This is a genomic window from Klebsiella sp. B345, from assembly GCF_051131735.1.
Classification (GTDB): domain Bacteria; phylum Pseudomonadota; class Gammaproteobacteria; order Enterobacterales; family Enterobacteriaceae; genus Klebsiella.
Map to the genome: position 1 here is coordinate 2126326 of NZ_CP180443.1, position 18120 is coordinate 2144445.

Sequence of the window (18120 nt, forward strand, 5' to 3'; positions counted from 1 at the left end):
CAACTCCTTAACGGGGAACCCAACCGAGGGTACGCTGCGCCAGCGCATCACGCGCCGGGGTAAATAATTCCATGGCCATCAGACCCGCGTTGCGCCCCGCCACCAGCGGCGCCCAACGATTAGCAAACAAATGCACCAGACCATCGGTCACACCGATCGTGGCGGCTTTGTCATCCGCCCGCCGCGCCTGGTAATCGCACAGTAGCGAATACTGACCAGGATCCTGGCCGTTCGTGCTGGCCTGCGCCAGCAGTTCCGCCAGACTCATGACATCCCGCAGGCCCAGGTTAAAACCCTGACCGGCAATTGGGTGCAAGGTCTGCGCCGCGTTGCCGACCAGCGCCAGACGATGCGCAACCGGGTGTGTCGCGGTGGTCAGCGCCAGGGGATACACGCTACGCGTTCCGACATGGGTGATGCGTCCCAACCGCCAGCCGAATGCCTGCTGCAGCCGTTCGCAAAACTCCGCGTCGGACCAGCTCAGCACCGCATCACGCTGTGATTGTGGGTGACACCATACCAGTGAACAGCGGCCCTGCGACATAGGGAGCATCGCCAGAGGGCCATGCTCGGTAAAGCGTTCAAACGCCCGCCCTTCATGGGGCAAGGCGGTACTGACGTTAGCAATCACCGCCAGTTGTTCATAGGGCTGTTGCTGCCAGCTCATGCCGCAGCGTGCACCCAGTGTGGAACGCGAGCCGTCGGCAGCCACCAGCAGTTGACCGGTAATCGTCTGACCGCTGTCCAGCGTGATACTAACGCCATCCTCCCATCGGCTGACGCCTTCAACTTTCGCCGGACAGTGCAGTATGATCCCCGGAGCGTCGCGCAGTTGCGCAAACAGGCGCTGGCCAATATCGTGGAGCTCGACAACCTGACCCAGCGCGGCCAGGTTGTAATCCTGCGCATCAAGCGTGACGAAGCCCGCATGCCCACGATCGCTGACGTGGACTCGCTGAATCGGCGTCGCGCAATTGGCAATCCCCTGCCAGATACCAACGCGTGCCAGTTGCTGACAGGTGCCGGCCGCCAGCGCAATGGCGCGGGCGTCAAAGCCAGGGTGTTGCGACGAATCCGGCTGTGCGGCCTCCACCAGATGAACCGCAAGATTCCCTCTGGTCAGGCGAGAAATCGCCAGCGCCAGCGTCGCGCCGGTCATCCCACCGCCAACGATCAGTACGCTCATGACTGCCGGGCCGCCGCCATCAGCGCCTCGATATCATCGGCGTTTTTCACCACGCCTGCGGTCAGGTTTTCGTTACCGTCAGCGGTAATCACGATATCGTCTTCAATGCGCACCCCAATGCCGCGGTACTGCGGCGGGACATCAGCATCGGCGGCAATGTAGAGACCCGGCTCAACGGTCAGCACCATACCCGGCTCAAGAAGACGCGAACGTTCAACATCGTAGAAACCCACATCATGGACATCCAGCCCCAGCCAATGGCTCAGGCCATGCATGAAGTAAGGTCGATGGGCGTTGTTCGCCATCAGCTCGTCCACTTCGCCTTTCAGGATCCCGAGGCGCACCAGGCCGCTGATCATGATGCGCACCACCTGCTGGTTCACCTGTTGAATCGAGGTGCCGGGACGGAAAAGCGTCAGTGCCGTGTCGAGCGATTCGAGGACGATATCGTAAATCTCGCGCTGTGCCGGGCTGAATTTGCCATTCACCGGGAACGTACGGGTGATGTCCCCGGCATAGCCACGATATTCGCAGCCGGCGTCAATCAGAACCAGATCACCATCGCGCAGCTCGGATTCGTTTTCGGTGTAGTGAAGAATACAGCCGTTTTCGCCCCCGCCAACGATGGTGTTGTAGGACGGGAAGCGTGCACCGTGGCGGGTAAATTCATGCAGAATTTCCCCTTCCAGCTGGTATTCAAACATCCCCGGGCGGCACTGCTGCATCGCGCGGGTATGGGCCAGCGCGGATATCTCACCGGCACGACGCATAACCTCCAGCTCTTCCGTTGATTTAAACAGGCGCATTTCATGCACCATCGGCCGCCAGTCAACCACCGCGCCCGGTGCCTGCAGATTCTGGCGCGAGCCTTTGCGCAGTTTATCGAGCGCGTTGAAGACGATTTTGTCTGCGTAGTCGTATTCGCCCTGCGCAAAGTAGATAGCGTCAAGGCCGTTGAGCAACTGGAACAACTGCTGATTAATTTCGCTAAATGCGAGGGCGCGATCGACACCCAGCTTCGCCGGTGCCGCATCCTGCCCAAGACGGCGACCGAACCAGATCTCGGCGGTTAAATCGCGGACGCGGTTAAACAGCACGCTATGGTTGTGGGTGTCGTCGCTTTTAATCAACACCAGCAGGGCTTCCGGCTCATTAAATCCCGTGAAGTACCAAAAATCGCTGTTCTGCCGGTAGGGATATTCTGAATCTGCGCTACGTACCGCTTCCGGTGCGGCAAAAATCAGCGCCGCGCTGCCTGGCTGCATCTGCGCCAACAGAGCCTGGCGACGAGAAAGAAATTCCTGCTGTGTCATGACGCCCCCTCAACAAATTATTGTTAGTGTAATGTTGGCTTGCGAACTTCCGGTGCGGTTGGCTGCTGGCGCGAGAAGGTTTCGTGGCACAGCAGCGCGGCGACGCGCACGTACTCAATAATCTCTTCCAGCGACATTTCCAGCTCTTCCTGGTCTTCGTCTTCATCGTAACCGAGTTGCGCAATATTGCGCAGGTCGTCGATGGCCTCTCCGGCTTCGTCTTTGACTTTATCCAGTTTTGGTTGCGTTACGCCAAGACCCAGCAGGAAGTGGTTAACCCAACCGGCCAGCGCATCCGCGCGTTCAAACACGCTCACGTCATCGCCTTCCGGCAGATAAAGCTGGAATAAGAAGCCGTCATCTTCCAGAGAATCGCTGGTCTGCGAGTGCATGCTACGCAGAGACTCGGCCAGTTCGTGACCAAAGGCCAGGCCTTCGTTGGTCAGATCGTGCACCAGCGGCTGCCAGCTGCTGTCTTTGTTGCCGCCGCACAGGATCCCGCTGATCAAACCGTGCATTTCGGCAGGGGTTAAGCCCACACCCTGTTGGTTCAGTAACTGGTCTACCGCGCGGTAGCCAGGCATTTCGTTCTGTATAGACATGCGCATTCGTCATCATTGGGAGGAATATTCATGGTATGCTACCACTTTGGACCCTGGTGAACCAGAATGGGGCTTGTACCTTCGCACCAGGGTAGCTATAGTGTCGCCCCTTCGCAGCCCGGCACGGGCGTGAAGGCCGCGCAGTCAATCAGCAGGAAGGTGGCATGTCTGCACAACCCGTCGATCTCCAAATTTTTGGCCGTTCACTTCGTGTGAATTGCCCGCCTGAACAAAGGGATGCTTTGAGTCAGGCAGCTGATGACCTGAATCAGCGGTTGCAAGATTTAAAAGAACGCACTAGAGTCACAAATACTGAGCAGCTGGTCTTCATCGCCGCGTTGAACATCAGCTATGAGTTGACTCAGGAAAAAGCGAAAACCCGCGATTACGCCTCCAGTATGGAACAGCGTATTCGGATGCTTCAGCAGACCATCGAACAAGCGTTGCTTGAGCAAGGTCGCATAAGCGAAAGAACCGGGCCCAAGTTTGAATAACACTTTGCAATTAACTGTGTTAGAGTAAGTACCAGAACAAAATTTCTCTGAGATGTTTGCAAGCGGGCCAGTCCCCTGAGCCGATATTTCATACCACAAGAATGTGGCGCTCCACGGTTGGTGAGCATGCTCGGTCCGTCCGAGAAGCCTTAAAACTGTGACGACGCATTCACCTTGAACCAAGGGTTCAAGGGTTACAGCCTGCGGCGGCATCTCGGAGATTCCCTTCTTTTCTGTTCGTTCCCCTTGTTGCGTCACCTTCGGTTTTTATCACCTTGTGTATTACACTACGCCAACACGCATCCCTGGCCATTCGCGCATACTGCGCTCGTGCCAACGCAGGTGGCTTAACATGACCCAACTTTCCGACACGCAAGCAACCCGACAGCAGATCCGTCAACAAATTCGCCAGCGTCGCCGCGCGTTGACGCCCGAACAACAGGCCCAGTTTGCCCTGCAGGGCGCCGAGCGCATGATGTCCTACCCGCCCGTGGTTCTGGCGCAAAACGTGGCGCTGTTCTTATCCTTTGATGGCGAGCTGGATACCCGTCCGCTGATCGACCAGTTGTGGCGCACCGGCAAACGAGTCTATCTTCCGGTGCTCCACCCTTTTAGTCCGGGAAACCTGCTGTTTTTGCACTATCACCCGCACAGCGAGCTGGTCAGAAACCGGCTGAAAATCGACGAGCCTAAACTTGATGTGCGCGACGTCCTGCCGCTAAGCCAGCTCGACGTGCTGATGGTTCCGCTGGTTGCCTTTGACACTGCCGGACAGCGGTTAGGAATGGGAGGCGGCTTCTACGACCGCACATTACAGAACTGGCAGGCGTATCATCTGCACCCCGTTGGCTACGCCCACGATTGCCAGCAGGTAGACGCACTGCCAACAGCGCACTGGGATATTCCGCTACCGGCAGTGATTACCCCCTCAACGCTGTGGCAGTGGCCGTAAACTATAGGTTACCGGGCTTTTTCAGCTGACGGTCATGCCAGCCGTGCAGCAAGAAGACGGTTGTCAGCGCCCCCAACAACGCACAGAACATATCTGACTGGGTGTCCCACGGGTCGCCCTGGGTGCCGAGAAAATCATCCGCCCCCTGCCCCATCGCCAGTGCCGCCCACCATTCAATCAACTCATAGGTGGCGCTGATCGCCAGCGCGATACAACACACCAGGAACGACAGCATCTTGCGCCCGCGTACATAGCCGCCACGGATCAAAATCTCCCGCGCCGCCAGCGCCGGTACCAGCCCCTGGAAAAAGTGGCCTAGCTTATCGTACGGGTTGCGGCTCAAATTCAGCCACGCCTGCACATCAAAACCAATCGGCACTTTTGCATAGGTGTACATCCCACCCACCATCAAAATAATGGCGTGAAAGAAGATAAGCGTATACAGGAGCGGCGTGAGAGGGTAACGCGATCGCGTCGCCAGCAGTAACGGCACGATGATAATCACCGGCGTGACTTCCATCAGCCAGGTCAGACTGTCGTGTGTGCCGAACCCCGTCCATGCCAGGATCAGCAGCAGGAGAAAGGCGCCCACATTCAACTGAGAAGTATGCATAAATTAAAGGGATCCCCGCAGGGATCCTTTTCAAAGGTTAATCAGAACAGCAGACGCGCGCGGATGGTGCCCGGAATGGCCTTCATCGCCTGCAGCGCGTGTTGCGCCACATCTTCTTCCGCTTCAATGTCGATAACCACATAGCCCATCTGCGGTGTGGTTTGCAGATACTGTGCCGCGATGTTGATGCTTTGAGCTGCAAAGATCTGGTTAATTGCGGTCAGCACGCCTGGACGGTTTTCGTGAATGTGCAGCAAACGACGACCGCCGTGCAACGGCAGAGAAACCTCTGGGAAGTTGACCGCAGAGAGTGTCGAACCGTTGTCAGAATACTTCGCCAGCTTGCCCGCCACTTCCAGGCCGATGTTCTCCTGCGCTTCCTGCGTCGAGCCGCCAATGTGCGGCGTCAGGATCACGTTATCAAACTCGCACAGTGGGGAGGTAAACGGATCGCTGTTGGTTGCCGGTTCAGTCGGGAATACATCAATCGCCGCGCCAGCCAGGTGCTTACGTGACAGCGCATCGCACAGTGCCGGGATATCTACCACGGTGCCGCGTGAAGCGTTAATCAGCAGCGCACCTGGTTTCATCAGCGCCAGTTCTTCCGCGCCCATCATATTTTTGGTGGAGGCATTTTCCGGCACATGCAGGCTCACTACATCGCTCATGTTCAGCAGGTCAGAGAGATGCTGTACCTGAGTGGCGTTACCCAGCGGCAGTTTGCTTTCAATATCATAGAAATAGACGTGCATCCCCAGCGACTCAGCCAGAATACCCAGTTGGGTACCGATATGGCCGTAACCAATAATCCCCAGTTTTTTACCACGCGCTTCGAAGCTGCCAACAGCCAGCTTGTTCCACACGCCACGGTGGGCTTTGGCATTGGCTTCCGGTACACCGCGTAGCATCAGCAGCAGTTCGCCAATCACCAGCTCCGCAACGGAACGGGTGTTTGAGAACGGCGCGTTGAATACCGGGATCCCGCGTTTTGCTGCCGCGTTCAGGTCAACCTGGTTGGTGCCGATACAGAAACAGCCGACCGCCACCAGTTTTTCCGCTGCGGCGAAGATCTCTTCAGTCAGATGAGTACGGGAACGCAGGCCGATGAAATGGGCATCACGGATCGACGCTTTCAGCTCTTCGCTGTCCAGCGCGCCTTTGTGAAATTCGATATTGGTGTAGCCTGCTGCACGAAGGTTTTCCACCGCTTTTTGGTGTACGCCTTCAACCAGCAGAAACTTAATCTTGTCTTTTTCCAGTGATACCTTAGCCATTTCCCCGTCCTGTATTTGTCTTATCTGATGTCGTGCTGAACGAAAGTTCTTCCCAGCAACATATCAAAAAAAACTATCGCGGCAATATGAACGTTTGCGTAGGCGACCTGAAGAAATATCACACAGAGGGAAATGACAGGACAAAACACCAGAAAGAGAAGGAAAGGTAGATTGTTACTGAGGCCGGTTGCATAAATGTGACAGAAGTCACCAAATTCAGCCAGGAGAAAAAATATTTGCGAGGGAGCGGATTCACCCCCTCAATAATATTATTTTACGATGGTTTTCACACCATCGGCGGTACCGATCAGCGCCACATCAGCCCCACGGTTGGCGAACAGCCCGACGGTAACGACGCCTGGAATACCGTTAATGGCGTTTTCCAGGGCGATAGCGTCAAGGATTTCCAGGCCGAACACATCCAGAATGACGTTACCGTTATCCGTGATCACACCCTGACGGTACTCCGGACGACCGCCCAGCTTCACCAGCTCACGCGCGACGGCGCTGCGCGCCATCGGAATCACTTCAACCGGCAGCGGGAAGGTCCCCAGAATATCCACCTGCTTGGAGGCGTCTGCAATACAGATAAATTTGTCTGCCACCGAAGCGATAATCTTCTCGCGGGTTAACGCCGCGCCACCGCCCTTAATCATCTGCATATGGCCGTTAATCTCATCGGCGCCGTCGACGTAAATCCCCAGACGGTCCACGCTGTTGAGATCGAAAACCGGAATACCAAGGCTTTTCAGTTTTTCAGTAGAGGCATCAGAGCTGGATACCGCACCTTCAATCTGCCCTTTCATGGTGCCCAGCGCATCAATAAAATGTGCCGCCGTGGAGCCCGTACCGACACCCACGATGGTGCCCGGTTGTACATATTGCAATGCCGCCCAGCCTACTGCTTTTTTCAGTTCATCTTGCGTCATGATTATGGTCCGAGATGTGAATACCTGTGGCGCATTATAGAACACCACGGGGGGCATTGTCCCTGTGACAGGCTCACACAACTGAGCAGACCATTTTTCGTCTTCATCAAAAACAAATTTATGTCATAGTGCAAGTTAACGAAAAGTTATGGGGGTACGCCTGAGCAATGAAACGACCGGACTACAGAACACTACAAGCGCTGGATGCGGTGATTAGAGAACGTGGGTTTGAGCGCGCCGCGCAGAAGCTATGCATTACACAGTCCGCCGTCTCTCAGCGTATAAAACAGCTGGAAAATATGTTCGGGCAGCCGCTGCTGGTCCGTACGGTACCGCCGCGTCCCACCGAGCAGGGTCAAAAATTGCTGGCCCTGCTGCGCCAGGTTGAGCTGCTGGAAGAAGAGTGGCTGGGCGATGAGCAGACCGGTTCAACGCCGCTGCTGCTGTCGTTGGCCGTTAACGCCGACAGCCTGGCAACCTGGCTGCTGCCGGCGCTGTCGAGTGTCCTTTCCGATTCCCCTATTCGCCTCAACCTGCAGGTCGAGGATGAAACCCGCACCCAGGAGCGGCTACGACGCGGCGAAGTGGTCGGCGCGGTGAGTATTCAGCCACAGGCGCTGCCAAGCTGCCTGGTGGATCAACTGGGCGCGCTGGACTACCTGTTTGTCGCGTCAAAACAGTTTGCGCAACGCTATTTCCCGAATGGCGTCACCCGCTCAGCGCTGCTGAAAGCGCCGGTTGTCGCCTTCGATCATCTGGATGATATGCATCAGGCATTTCTGCAACAGAACTTCGATTTGCCGCCGGGCAGCGTCCCTTGCCATATCGTCAACTCGTCAGAAGCTTTTGTACAACTCGCCCGCCAGGGCACTACCTGCTGTATGATCCCGCATCTGCAGATTGAAAAAGAGCTTAACAGCGGCGAGCTGATCGATTTAACGCCGGGACTGTTTCAGCGTCGAATGCTCTACTGGCACCGTTTTGCGCCGGAGAGCCGGATGATGCGTCGGGTGACCGATGCACTAATCGATTACGGCCACAAGGTATTGCGTCAGGACTAAACGGCGCGCATAAAAAAAGCCACTTCAGAGAAGTGGCTTTTTAATTTATGGATTACTGTGCGGCTTCAGGCGTCTTCGCCGGAGCAGCTGGCGCTGCGGCCTGAGCCGGCTGCAGTTCAAACACCACATCAACCTGATCGTCAAACTGAATCGTCGCCTGCTCATAGGTTTCCTGGGCGGAGACCGGCGCCGCATCAGCAGCCTTCATCATGCGCACCATCGGGCTCGGCTGATAGTTCGAGACATGATAGCGAACGCTATAGATTGGCCCCAGCTTGCTGTGGAAGCCTGATGCCAGCTCTTGCGCCTGATGTACGGCGTCATCAATCGCTGCTTTACGGGCTTTATCTTTGTAAGCATCCGGTTGCGCAACGCCTAAAGAGACGGAGCGAACTTCATTCAGCCCCGCTTTCAGTGCGCCATCCAGCAGCCCGTTCAGCTTGTCCAACTGACGCAACGTCACTTCAACGCTGCGCACCGCACGGTAGCCTTTCAGAATACTTTTGCCGTTCTGGTAGTCGTAATCCGGCTGGGTGCGCAAATTCGCAGAGTTAATATCTTTTTTAGCGATGCCGTTCTTTTCCAGGAAAGAGAGATACTGCGCCACGCGATCGTCGGCCTGTTTCTTCGCCGAGGCCGCGTCTTTCGCTGCGACGTTAACTTCGATCGCCAGAGTGGCGATATCCGGAACCGCCGCCACGCTGGCGGTGCCTGAAGTGACAATGTGCGGTCCATTCGGCAATTCATTTGCCTGCACTGCCATTGCGCTGAATCCGATTGCTGCCGCCAGGGCCATGAGTTTTAACTTCACTGTCGTTTCTCCATCTTACACATGAGTCGCCCATTTACGGGCGCATGTCTGCAAGCTTAACGCGTACGCGACGAAAGTCCATCGGACAACACTTAGTTCACTAACGCCTGGAGATGCACAAGCCCCTCTTTTGCCAGCTGAAAGGCGATAAACCACATCACGACACCCACCAGCACATTGATGATTCTCTGCGCACGCGCGGTACGTAAGCGTGGCGCCAGCCAGGCCGCCAACAGCGCCAGGCTTAAGAACCAGATAAAGGAGGCGCTAATCGTCCCTAAGGCAAACCAACGTTTCGGCTCCACGGCAAGCTGCCCGCCCAGGCTCCCCAGCACCACAAAGGTGTCGAGATAGACGTGCGGATTCAGCCACGTCACCGCCAGCATGGTGACAATAATTTTCCAGCGCCCCTGCTTCATCACTTCCGCGCTGGCCAGTTCCAGATTGTTGCTCATCGCCGTTTTCAATGCGCCGAAACCGTACCACAACAGAAACGCCACACCGCCCCAGGTCACCAGCGCCAACAGCCACGGCGACTGCATCAGCAATGCGCTGCCGCCAAAAATACCGGCACAAATCAGCAGCAGATCGCTGAGCGCGCACAACAGCGCAATCATCACATGATACTGCCGACGAATGCCCTGATTCATCACAAAGGCGTTTTGCGGGCCAAGCGGCAAAATCATAGCTGCCCCCAGGACAAGCCCCTGAAAGTAATACGATAACATGGTGTTCTTTTCCGATTAGGTCGTTAATGCAGGGGAATATAACGCGTAAAAATCATTAGCGGAAATTGATAATTTTAATCATTAATAAATATAACTAATGATGATGTTAATAAAAAAGGGCTCATGAATAACATGAACCCTTTTTACGCCTGCCTTTATTCGATCAAGCGAACCGATCACAGATGAGCAGGCCAGTCATATCGGCGGCGAATTACTCTGCCTGCTCCTGCGGACGAACGACATGGACATCCATTTGCGGGTACGGGAAGCTGATGCCATTCGCGTCAAAATCACGCTTAATACGCTCCAGCACGTCCCAGTAAACGCTTTGCAGGTCGCTGCTCTTGCTCCAGACACGCACTACATAGTTCACTGAGGATGCCCCCAGTTCATTCAGGCGCACGGTCATTTCACGATCCTTAAGGATGCGATCTTCCGATTCAATGATATTGGTGAGCAGCTGCTTCACCTTATCAATGTCAGCATCGTAGGATACGCCGATGATGAATTCGTTGCGGCGCACCGGCTCGCGGGAAAAGTTAATGATATTGCCGGCGATAATTTTGCCGTTCGGGATCACCACAATTTTGCCATCGGCAGTGCGCATGGTTGTTGAGAAAATCTGCACGTTCAGTACGGTACCGGCCACGCCACCGAGATCGACATATTCACCGGCGCGGAACGGACGGAACATCACCAGCAGTACGCCAGCAGCAAGGTTAGACAAGGAGCCTTGCAGCGCCAGACCCACGGCCAAACCAGCGGCACCGAGGACGGCGATCACCGACGCCGTCTGCACGCCGACGCGGCCCAGTGCGGCGATCAAGGTAAAGGCGATAACGGCATAGCGCACGAGCGCAGACAGAAAATCGGCAACGGTCGCATCAATCTTACGCGCCAGCATCAGGCGGTTAACCGTGTTCGATACCACCCGCGCGACGATCATCCCGACAATGATAATCGCGATGGCAGCGACGATATTGACGGCATAGCTCAGCAGCAGTTCCTGATTGCTCACCAGCCACGAGCTGGCGTTGTGTAGGCTATCGCCAACGTTCAAATCTTCCATTTAACATTCCTTATGAATACCCATAGGGGAAATAAATAACCAAACCTGCAGTCATCAGGTTAACTAAGGGTAAACAATAAGGGCATATTTTGCCAAGTTGATCACAATTTTCCGCGACCAAGCACTGGGTTCAGACGTAAAAAAGCCCGCAACAGTGCGGGCTTTTGGGCAAGAAACAGAATGTTCTTACAGAACGTCGATCGCGTTCAGTTCTTTAAAGGCCTGCTCCAGACGAGTCACCATGGACGCCTGTGCAGCGCGCAGCCAGACGCGCGGATCGTAGTATTTCTTGTTCGGCTGGTCTTCGCCTTTCGGGTTGCCCAGCTGGCCCTGCAGGTAAGCTTCGTTAGTTTTGTAGTACTGCAGGATACCGTCCCAGGTTGCCCATTGGGTATCGGTATCGATGTTCATTTTGATAACGCCGTAGCTGACGGAATCTTTGATTTCCTGAGCAGAAGAACCGGAACCGCCGTGGAAGACGAAGTTCAGGCTGTTGTGCGGCAGGTTATGTTTCTTAGAAACATATTCCTGAGAATCGCGCAGGATAGTCGGGGTCAGAACTACGTTACCCGGCTTGTACACGCCGTGTACGTTACCGAAGGAAGCAGCGATGGTGAAACGCGGGCTGATTTTGCTCAGTTCAGTGTACGCGTAATCAACGTCTTCCGGCTGAGTGTACAGTGCAGAAGCGTCCATGTGGCTGTTGTCCACGCCGTCTTCTTCGCCACCGGTGCAACCCAGTTCGATTTCCAGAGTCATGTCCATTTTGGCCATGCGCGCCAGATATTTAGAGCAGATTTCGATGTTTTCGTGCAGAGTCTCTTCAGACAGGTCGATCATATGAGAAGAGAACAGCGGTTTGCCGGTAGCAGCGTAGTGTTTTTCACCCGCGTCCAGCAGGCCGTCGATCCACGGCAGCAGTTTCTTCGCACAGTGGTCGGTATGCAGAATAACCGGCACGCCGTAATGTTCAGCCATCTGGTGAACGTGATGTGCGCCAGAGATAGCACCCAGGATTGCAGCGCCCTGCGGAACGTCAGTTTTCACGCCTTTACCTGCGATGAACGCAGCGCCGCCGTTAGAGAACTGAACGATAACCGGAGATTTAGCTTTTGCAGCTGCTTCCAGAACGGCGTTGATGGAGTCAGTACCCACACAGTTAACCGCTGGCAGAGCAAAGTTGTTTTCTTTAGCTACCTGGAACACTTTCTGAACGTCATCACCAGTGATCACGCCAGGTTTTACGAAATCAAAAATTTTAGACATGTTACGTAGTCCTGTATCTTCGGCCGTTTATGCTCGCCATCATTCGTGTGGCAGTCCTCAGGCTGACCTCGCGTTCCCCGGTGACGTCCGTCCCCGACGTGCGCGTTGTTGCCCGCTTCCGGCAACACTAACGATTTAGAGCAACAAATTGAATTTTATTTGTAAAACAGGCGGGAATGTCCCGCCTGATCAAACTTACTTCTTAGCGCGCTCTTCAAGCATCGCTACAGCTGGCAGTACTTTGCCTTCCACGAATTCGAGGAATGCGCCGCCGCCGGTGGAGATGTAGGAGATTTTGTCCGAAATACCGAACAGGTCGATCGCTGCCAGGGTGTCGCCGCCGCCTGCGATGGAGAAACCTTCGCTGTCAGCAATCGCGTTAGCCACGATTTCGGTACCTTTACGGAAGTTCGGGAATTCGAATACGCCAACCGGACCATTCCACAGAATAGTTTTAGCGTTTTTCAGGATATCAGCCAGTTTCTGTGCAGAAACGTCGCCCAGGTCCAGAATCTGCTCTTCATCTTTGATGTCGTTAACAGATTTCAGGGTTGCGGTGGCGGTTTCGGAGAACTCAGTTGCCACGCGAACGTCTGTCGGGACCGGGATATCACAGGTGGTCAGCAGGCGCTTAGCTTCATCAACCAGGTCTGCTTCATACAGGGATTTACCGACGTTGTGGCCCTGGGCTGCAACGAAGGTGTTAGCGATACCGCCGCCAACGATCAGCTGGTCAGCGATTTTGGACAGAGAGTCCAGCACGGTCAGTTTGGTAGAAACTTTAGAACCACCAACGATAGCAACCATCGGACGAGCAGGTTCTTTCAGGGCTTTACCCAGCGCATCAAGCTCAGCAGCCAGCAGCGGGCCTGCACAAGCGACGTCGGCGAATTTACCGATACCGTGGGTAGACGCCTGCGCACGGTGTGCAGTACCGAATGCATCCATCACGAACACGTCACACAGTGCCGCGTATTTTTTGGACAGTGCTTCGTCGTCTTTCTTCTCGCCTTTGTTAAAGCGAACGTTTTCCAGAACCACCAGTTCACCCGCGGCAACTTCAACGCCATCCAGGTAATCTTTAACCAGACGTACCGGGTTAGACAGTTTGTCTTTCAGGTAATTAACAACCGGCAGCAGAGAGAATTCTTCGTTGTACTCGCCTTCGGTCGGACGACCCAGGTGAGAAGTGACCATCACTTTAGCACCCTGTTTCAGAGCCAGCTCAATGGTCGGCAGAGAAGCACGGATACGCGCGTCGCTGGTTACTTTCCCGTCTTTAACTGGTACGTTCAGATCGGCACGGATGAAAACGCGTTTACCAGCCAGATCCAGATCGGTCATCTTAATTACAGACATGGTGAATCCTCTCAATGATTCTTAAAGTTTTGCAGACGCCATACGCGCTATCGCGAACGATTTTGCGCAGGGATGTCTCACCTGAAACCAATAACGGCCATCGCTAACGTCGTGTCGAGCATCCGGTTAGCAAAGCCCCATTCATTATCGCACCAGACCAGTGTTTTGATCAGATGGGCACCACTCACCCGGGTTTGCGTGCCATCAACGATGGCGCTGTGCGGGTCGTGGTTAAAATCTATCGAGACCAACGGCAATTCCGTATAGTCAACTATACCATGAAATGCACCTTGTGCTGCTTTTTGCAACAACTGGTTGACTTCACTGGCTTTTACGGGATTTCTCACCGTGACGCTCAGGTCGATCGCCGTCACATTAATCGTCGGAACGCGGACCGCAATCGCCTCAAAACGGTCATTAAACTGCGGGAAAATTCGCGTAATCCCCGCGGACAATTTGGTATCAACCGGAATGATTGACTGGCTCGCCGCACGCGTACGCCGCAGGTCCGGATGATAAGCATCGATCACCTGCTGATCGTGCATCGCGGAGTGAATTGTCGTTACCGTTCCTGACTCTATGCCGTAGGCATCATCTAACAGCTTTATGACCGGGATAATGCAGTTGGTGGTGCAGGAGGCGTTAGAGACAATACGGTGCTCGGCACGTAGCTCTTCGTGGTTCACGCCAAATACCACGGTCGCGTCGAGATCGCTGGCACCGGGATGGGAAAAGAGCACTTTCTTTGCCCCAGCCTGAAGATGGGCTTCGCCATGTTCACGGCTGCCATACACGCCGGTACAATCCAGAACGATATCAACCGCCAGTTCCTGCCAGGGCAGCGCCGTAATTGAAGGTTCGTGCAGCAGGCGGATGGCATCATCGCCGACAAACAGCTGCTCTCGCTCCTGGCGAACATCCCAGGCAAAGCGCCCATGGCTGGTGTCATATTTCAACAAATGCGCGATGCCTGCGGCGTCCGCCAGTTCGTTGATAGCCACCACGGTAATTTCCGCACGACGCCCGGATTCGTATAACGCGCGAACCACGTTGCGTCCTATGCGACCGAAGCCATTAATCGCGATGCGTATGGTCATAGGTCTCCTGCAAGGTTGTCCCTGATTTGAGATGGCTGACAGAGTAATCCAGCCGCGCCTTAAGGGAAACCTTACCCGTCGCAAACTGCGACTGATTGATTAATTGTCGAACATTTATACGACTGAAACGCTTCAGCTAGAATAAGCGAAACAAGGAATAAAAGGAATGGCTGTCCAGTGGAAGAAGTGAGTTATCTGACATTCGTCACATTTTTGTTGGAATAATATGCCATTCTCAGACGGCTTTTGGGAATAACGAAAATAAAAAAAACCGGGAAAATTCCCGGTTTTTTCTGACGTTAGACCCCGGATAACCGGGAGCCGGACGACTACAGCAGCGCTTTCGCTTTAGCGACCACGTTTTCCACGGTGAAGCCAAACTCTTCGAACAGCAGCTCTGCCGGCGCAGACTCACCGAAGGTGGTCATACCGACGATAGCGCCGTTCAGGCCGACGTATTTGAACCAGTAGTCAGCGATACCGGCTTCAATGGCCACGCGCGCAGAAACAGCTTTCGGCAGCACGGATTCACGGTAAGCCGCATCCTGCTTGTCGAATGCGTCGGTGGACGGCATGGAAACCACGCGCGCTTTCACGCCTTCAGCAGTCAGTTTGTCCCAGGCGGCAACCGCCAGCTCAACTTCCGAACCGGTCGCAATGAAGATAAGCTCAGGCTGACCTGCGCAATCTTTCAGCACGTAGCCACCGCGAGCGATGTCTTTCAGCTGCTGCTCGGTACGATCCTGCTGCGCCAGGTTCTGACGAGACAGAATCAGCGCGGTCGGGCCATCATGACGCTCTACACCGTATTTCCACGCTACCGCAGATTCAACCTGGTCACACGGACGCCATGTGGACATGTTCGGCGTCACGCGCAGGGAAGCAACCTGCTCAACCGGCTGGTGAGTCGGGCCATCTTCGCCCAGACCGATAGAGTCGTGGGTGTAAACCATCACCTGACGCTGCTTCATCAATGCCGCCATACGCACCGCGTTACGGGCATATTCGACGAACATCAGGAAGGTCGAGGTGTACGGCAGGAAACCGCCGTGCAGGGAGATACCGTTAGCGATTGCGGTCATACCGAACTCGCGCACACCGTAATGGATGTAGTTACCGGCGGTATCTTCGTTAATCGCTTTCGAACCAGACCAGATAGTCAGGTTAGATGGCGCCAGGTCAGCGGAGCCGCCGAGGAACTCTGGCAACAGCGGGCCGAACGCTTCGATCGCATTCTGAGACGCTTTACGGCTGGCAATCTTGGACGGATTAGCCTGCAGTTTAGCGATGAATTCATTAGCTTTCGCATCGAAGTCAGACGGCATGTCACCTTTCATACGACGGGTGAATTCAGCCGCTTCCTGCGGGAAGGCTTTCGCATAAGCTGCGAACTTCTCATTCCAGGAGGCTTCTTTAGCCTGGCCGGCTTCTTTCGCATCCCACTGCGCATAGATGTCAGACGGGATTTCGAAGGCCGGGTGATGCCAGCCCAGCGCGTCACGGGTCAGCGCAATTTCTGCGTCGCCCAGCGGTGCGCCGTGGGAGTCGTGAGTACCGGCTTTGTTCGGGGAACCGAAACCGATGATGGTTTTGCACATCAGCAGGGACGGTTTGTCAGTGACCGCACGCGCTTCTTCTACTGCGCGTTTGATGGCATCGGCATCGTGACCGTCTACGCCACGCACAACGTGCCAGCCGTAGGCTTCAAAGCGTTTGGCAGTATCATCAGTGAACCAGCCTTCAACGTGACCGTCGATGGAGATACCGTTGTCGTCATAGAACGCCACCAGTTTACCCAGTTTCAGGGTACCGGCCAGGGAGCAAACCTCGTGAGAGATCCCTTCCATCATGCAGCCGTCGCCCATAAAGGCGTAGGTGAAGTGGTCAACGATGTCGTGGCCCGGACGGTTGAACTGCGCCGCCAGCGTTTTTTCTGCGATAGCCATACCTACGGCGTTAGCAATACCCTGGCCCAGCGGACCGGTGGTGGTTTCTACACCCGCGGTGTAGCCCACTTCCGGGTGACCCGGGGTTTTAGAGTGCAGCTGACGGAAGTTTTTCAGCTCTTCGATCGGCAGGTCGTAACCGGTGAGGTGCAACAGGCTGTAGATCAGCATGGAGCCATGGCCATTGGACAGCACAAAGCGGTCACGATCGGCCCAGGACGGATTCTGTGGGTTATGGTTCAGGAAATCACGCCACAGGACTTCGGCAATGTCAGCCATACCCATCGGGGCACCCGGGTGGCCGGATTTGGCTTTCTGTACAGCATCCATGCTCAGCGCACGAATAGCGTTAGCAAGCTCTTTACGTGAGGACATTTTGACTCCAGTTCGGACTGTTGAAGGTCATACCCTTAACGGCTTGACGAGAGCGCATTTTGGGCTATGCCAGAAAAAAGTGACAACAATGTAACCCAAGCGACAAAGCATGTACATGGAGCATCCTTTTGTGGTTTAAGAAATCTCCGGAACACGTTGTGCTGCCCCGGAATCCTCTCACCACTGTTGCGCAATAGTCTTTATAATTTGTGCAGGATGCGACTGGCTTATCGTCGTCATTTGCAGACAGATCATCGAACGATTGTGGAAGATAAAAATGAAAATTCGCTCAACTATTCTTGCCCTTGGGATTGCCGCAACCCTTAGCGGATGTCAGAACATGGACTCCAACGCTCTTCTCAGCTCCGGCGCAGAAGCTTTTCAGGCTTATTCGCTGAGCGATGCCCAGGTAAAAGCCTTAAGCGATCAGGCCTGCAAAGAGATGGATGCGAAAGCTACTATTTCTCCCGCCAGCAGTCAGTACAGCCAGCGCCTGAGTAAAATCGCCGCGGCGCTGGGTGACAACATCAACGGCCAGCCGGTGAATTACAAAGTCTATGAAACCAAAGATGTTAACGCCTTTGCTATGGCTAACGGCTGTATCCGCGTGTATAGCGGCCTGATGGATATCATGAACGATAACGAAGTCGAAGCCGTGATCGGCCATGAAATGGGCCACGTCGCCCTCGGCCACGTGAAGAAAGGTATGCAGGTCGCTCTCGGCACCAACGCCGTTCGCGCCGCTGCCGCGTCTGCCGGCGGTGTCGTTGGCAGCCTGTCACAATCTCAGCTCGGCGATCTCGGCGAAAAACTGGTGAACTCGCAGTTCTCCCAGCGTCAGGAGTCAGAAGCCGATGACTACTCCTACGATCTGCTGCGTAAACGTGGCATTAACCCGACGGGGCTGGCCACCAGCTTCGAGAAGCTGGCCAAACTGGAGGCCGGTCGTCAAAGCTCAATGTTTGACGATCACCCGGCCTCCGAAGAACGAGCTCAGCATATCCGCGATCGTATGAAGGCGGACGGTATTAAATAAGCCCTGTCC

The 18120-nt window shown here is 54.9% G+C and carries 17 protein-coding genes and 1 other RNA gene; 5 read left to right on the forward strand and 13 right to left on the reverse strand.

Annotation, left to right across the window (positions count from 1 at the left end):
- Positions 1-7: 7 nt before the first annotated feature.
- From ubiH to ACMYSO_RS09900, 3 genes are read right to left on the reverse strand one after another with little or no spacing between them, the layout of a single operon-like run.
- Entirely contained in the window at positions 8-1186 is a 1179-nt protein-coding gene (ubiH, locus tag ACMYSO_RS09890; RefSeq protein ID WP_434670357.1) for a 2-octaprenyl-6-methoxyphenyl hydroxylase, read from the reverse strand.
- A complete protein-coding gene (gene pepP, locus ACMYSO_RS09895; protein WP_434670359.1) occupies positions 1183-2499 on the reverse strand; it encodes a Xaa-Pro aminopeptidase in 1317 nt (438 codons plus the stop codon). Before pepP ends, ubiH begins: the two co-directional genes overlap by 4 nt.
- A gap of 23 nt (positions 2500-2522) precedes the next feature.
- A complete protein-coding gene (locus tag ACMYSO_RS09900; protein ID WP_434583143.1) occupies positions 2523-3101 on the reverse strand; it encodes a YecA family protein in 579 nt (192 codons plus the stop codon).
- A 164-nt stretch (positions 3102-3265) separates the two neighbouring features.
- Here ACMYSO_RS09900 and zapA point away from each other — a divergent pair, with 164 nt between their 5' ends.
- The 3 genes from zapA to ACMYSO_RS09915 all read left to right on the forward strand — a co-directional run bounded on the left by zapA (position 3266) and on the right by ACMYSO_RS09915 (position 4547).
- Positions 3266-3595 carry a cell division protein ZapA gene (zapA, locus tag ACMYSO_RS09905; RefSeq protein WP_041147162.1) on the forward strand — a complete coding sequence of 110 codons (330 nt, stop codon included), beginning with the start codon at positions 3266-3268 and terminating at the stop codon, positions 3593-3595.
- Between the two features lie 41 nt (positions 3596-3636).
- A non-coding RNA gene (gene ssrS / locus ACMYSO_RS09910) (6S RNA) lies at positions 3637-3820 on the forward strand.
- A 127-nt stretch (positions 3821-3947) separates the two neighbouring features.
- The gene (locus ACMYSO_RS09915) at positions 3948-4547 is read left to right on the forward strand and encodes a 5-formyltetrahydrofolate cyclo-ligase (protein WP_434670361.1); all 600 of its coding nucleotides are present in this window, start codon (positions 3948-3950) and stop codon (positions 4545-4547) included.
- Position 4548: 1 nt separating this feature from the next.
- On the opposite strand, the gene ACMYSO_RS09920 is transcribed toward ACMYSO_RS09915, so the two are convergent.
- The 3 genes from ACMYSO_RS09920 to rpiA all read right to left on the reverse strand — a co-directional run bounded on the left by ACMYSO_RS09920 (position 4549) and on the right by rpiA (position 7363).
- Positions 4549-5160, reverse strand: a complete 612-nt coding sequence (locus ACMYSO_RS09920; protein WP_434583141.1) for a DUF2238 domain-containing protein — start codon at positions 5158-5160, stop codon at positions 4549-4551.
- Positions 5161-5201: 41 nt separating this feature from the next.
- Positions 5202-6434 carry a phosphoglycerate dehydrogenase gene (gene serA, locus ACMYSO_RS09925; protein WP_434670362.1) on the reverse strand — a complete coding sequence of 411 codons (1233 nt, stop codon included), beginning with the start codon at positions 6432-6434 and terminating at the stop codon, positions 5202-5204.
- 269 nt (positions 6435-6703) lie between these two features.
- Positions 6704-7363 carry a ribose-5-phosphate isomerase RpiA gene (rpiA, locus tag ACMYSO_RS09930; protein ID WP_123756541.1) on the reverse strand — a complete coding sequence of 220 codons (660 nt, stop codon included), beginning with the start codon at positions 7361-7363 and terminating at the stop codon, positions 6704-6706.
- A 167-nt stretch (positions 7364-7530) separates the two neighbouring features.
- Between rpiA and argP the strand changes: the two genes are divergently transcribed.
- Complete coding sequence (argP, locus tag ACMYSO_RS09935) at positions 7531-8424, forward strand: DNA-binding transcriptional regulator ArgP (protein WP_434583140.1); 894 nt, start codon at positions 7531-7533, stop codon at positions 8422-8424.
- A 52-nt stretch (positions 8425-8476) separates the two neighbouring features.
- Here argP and ACMYSO_RS09940 read toward each other — a convergent pair whose 3' ends face one another.
- The 7 genes from ACMYSO_RS09940 to tkt all read right to left on the reverse strand — a co-directional run bounded on the left by ACMYSO_RS09940 (position 8477) and on the right by tkt (position 17075).
- Positions 8477-9235, reverse strand: a complete 759-nt coding sequence (locus tag ACMYSO_RS09940; protein WP_434670363.1) for an oxidative stress defense protein — start codon at positions 9233-9235, stop codon at positions 8477-8479.
- Between the two features lie 92 nt (positions 9236-9327).
- Complete coding sequence (gene argO, locus ACMYSO_RS09945; protein ID WP_434670364.1) at positions 9328-9963, reverse strand: arginine exporter ArgO; 636 nt, start codon at positions 9961-9963, stop codon at positions 9328-9330.
- A gap of 211 nt (positions 9964-10174) precedes the next feature.
- Positions 10175-11032 carry a small-conductance mechanosensitive channel MscS gene (gene mscS / locus ACMYSO_RS09950; RefSeq protein WP_434670365.1) on the reverse strand — a complete coding sequence of 286 codons (858 nt, stop codon included), beginning with the start codon at positions 11030-11032 and terminating at the stop codon, positions 10175-10177.
- Between the two features lie 186 nt (positions 11033-11218).
- Positions 11219-12298, reverse strand: a complete 1080-nt coding sequence (fbaA, locus tag ACMYSO_RS09955) for a class II fructose-bisphosphate aldolase (protein WP_123756536.1) — start codon at positions 12296-12298, stop codon at positions 11219-11221.
- Positions 12299-12493: 195 nt separating this feature from the next.
- Entirely contained in the window at positions 12494-13657 is a 1164-nt protein-coding gene (gene pgk, locus ACMYSO_RS09960; RefSeq protein ID WP_434583136.1) for a phosphoglycerate kinase, read from the reverse strand.
- Between the two features lie 77 nt (positions 13658-13734).
- Positions 13735-14754, reverse strand: a complete 1020-nt coding sequence (gene epd / locus ACMYSO_RS09965) for an erythrose-4-phosphate dehydrogenase (RefSeq protein WP_434670366.1) — start codon at positions 14752-14754, stop codon at positions 13735-13737.
- A gap of 329 nt (positions 14755-15083) precedes the next feature.
- On the reverse strand, positions 15084-17075 hold the full coding sequence (gene tkt, locus ACMYSO_RS09970; RefSeq protein ID WP_123756533.1) for a transketolase: 1992 nt from the start codon (positions 17073-17075) through the stop codon (positions 15084-15086).
- Positions 17076-17352: 277 nt separating this feature from the next.
- Here tkt and ACMYSO_RS09975 point away from each other — a divergent pair, with 277 nt between their 5' ends.
- Positions 17353-18111, forward strand: a complete 759-nt coding sequence (locus ACMYSO_RS09975) for a M48 family metallopeptidase (RefSeq protein ID WP_434670367.1) — start codon at positions 17353-17355, stop codon at positions 18109-18111.
- Positions 18112-18120: the final 9 nt, after the last annotated feature.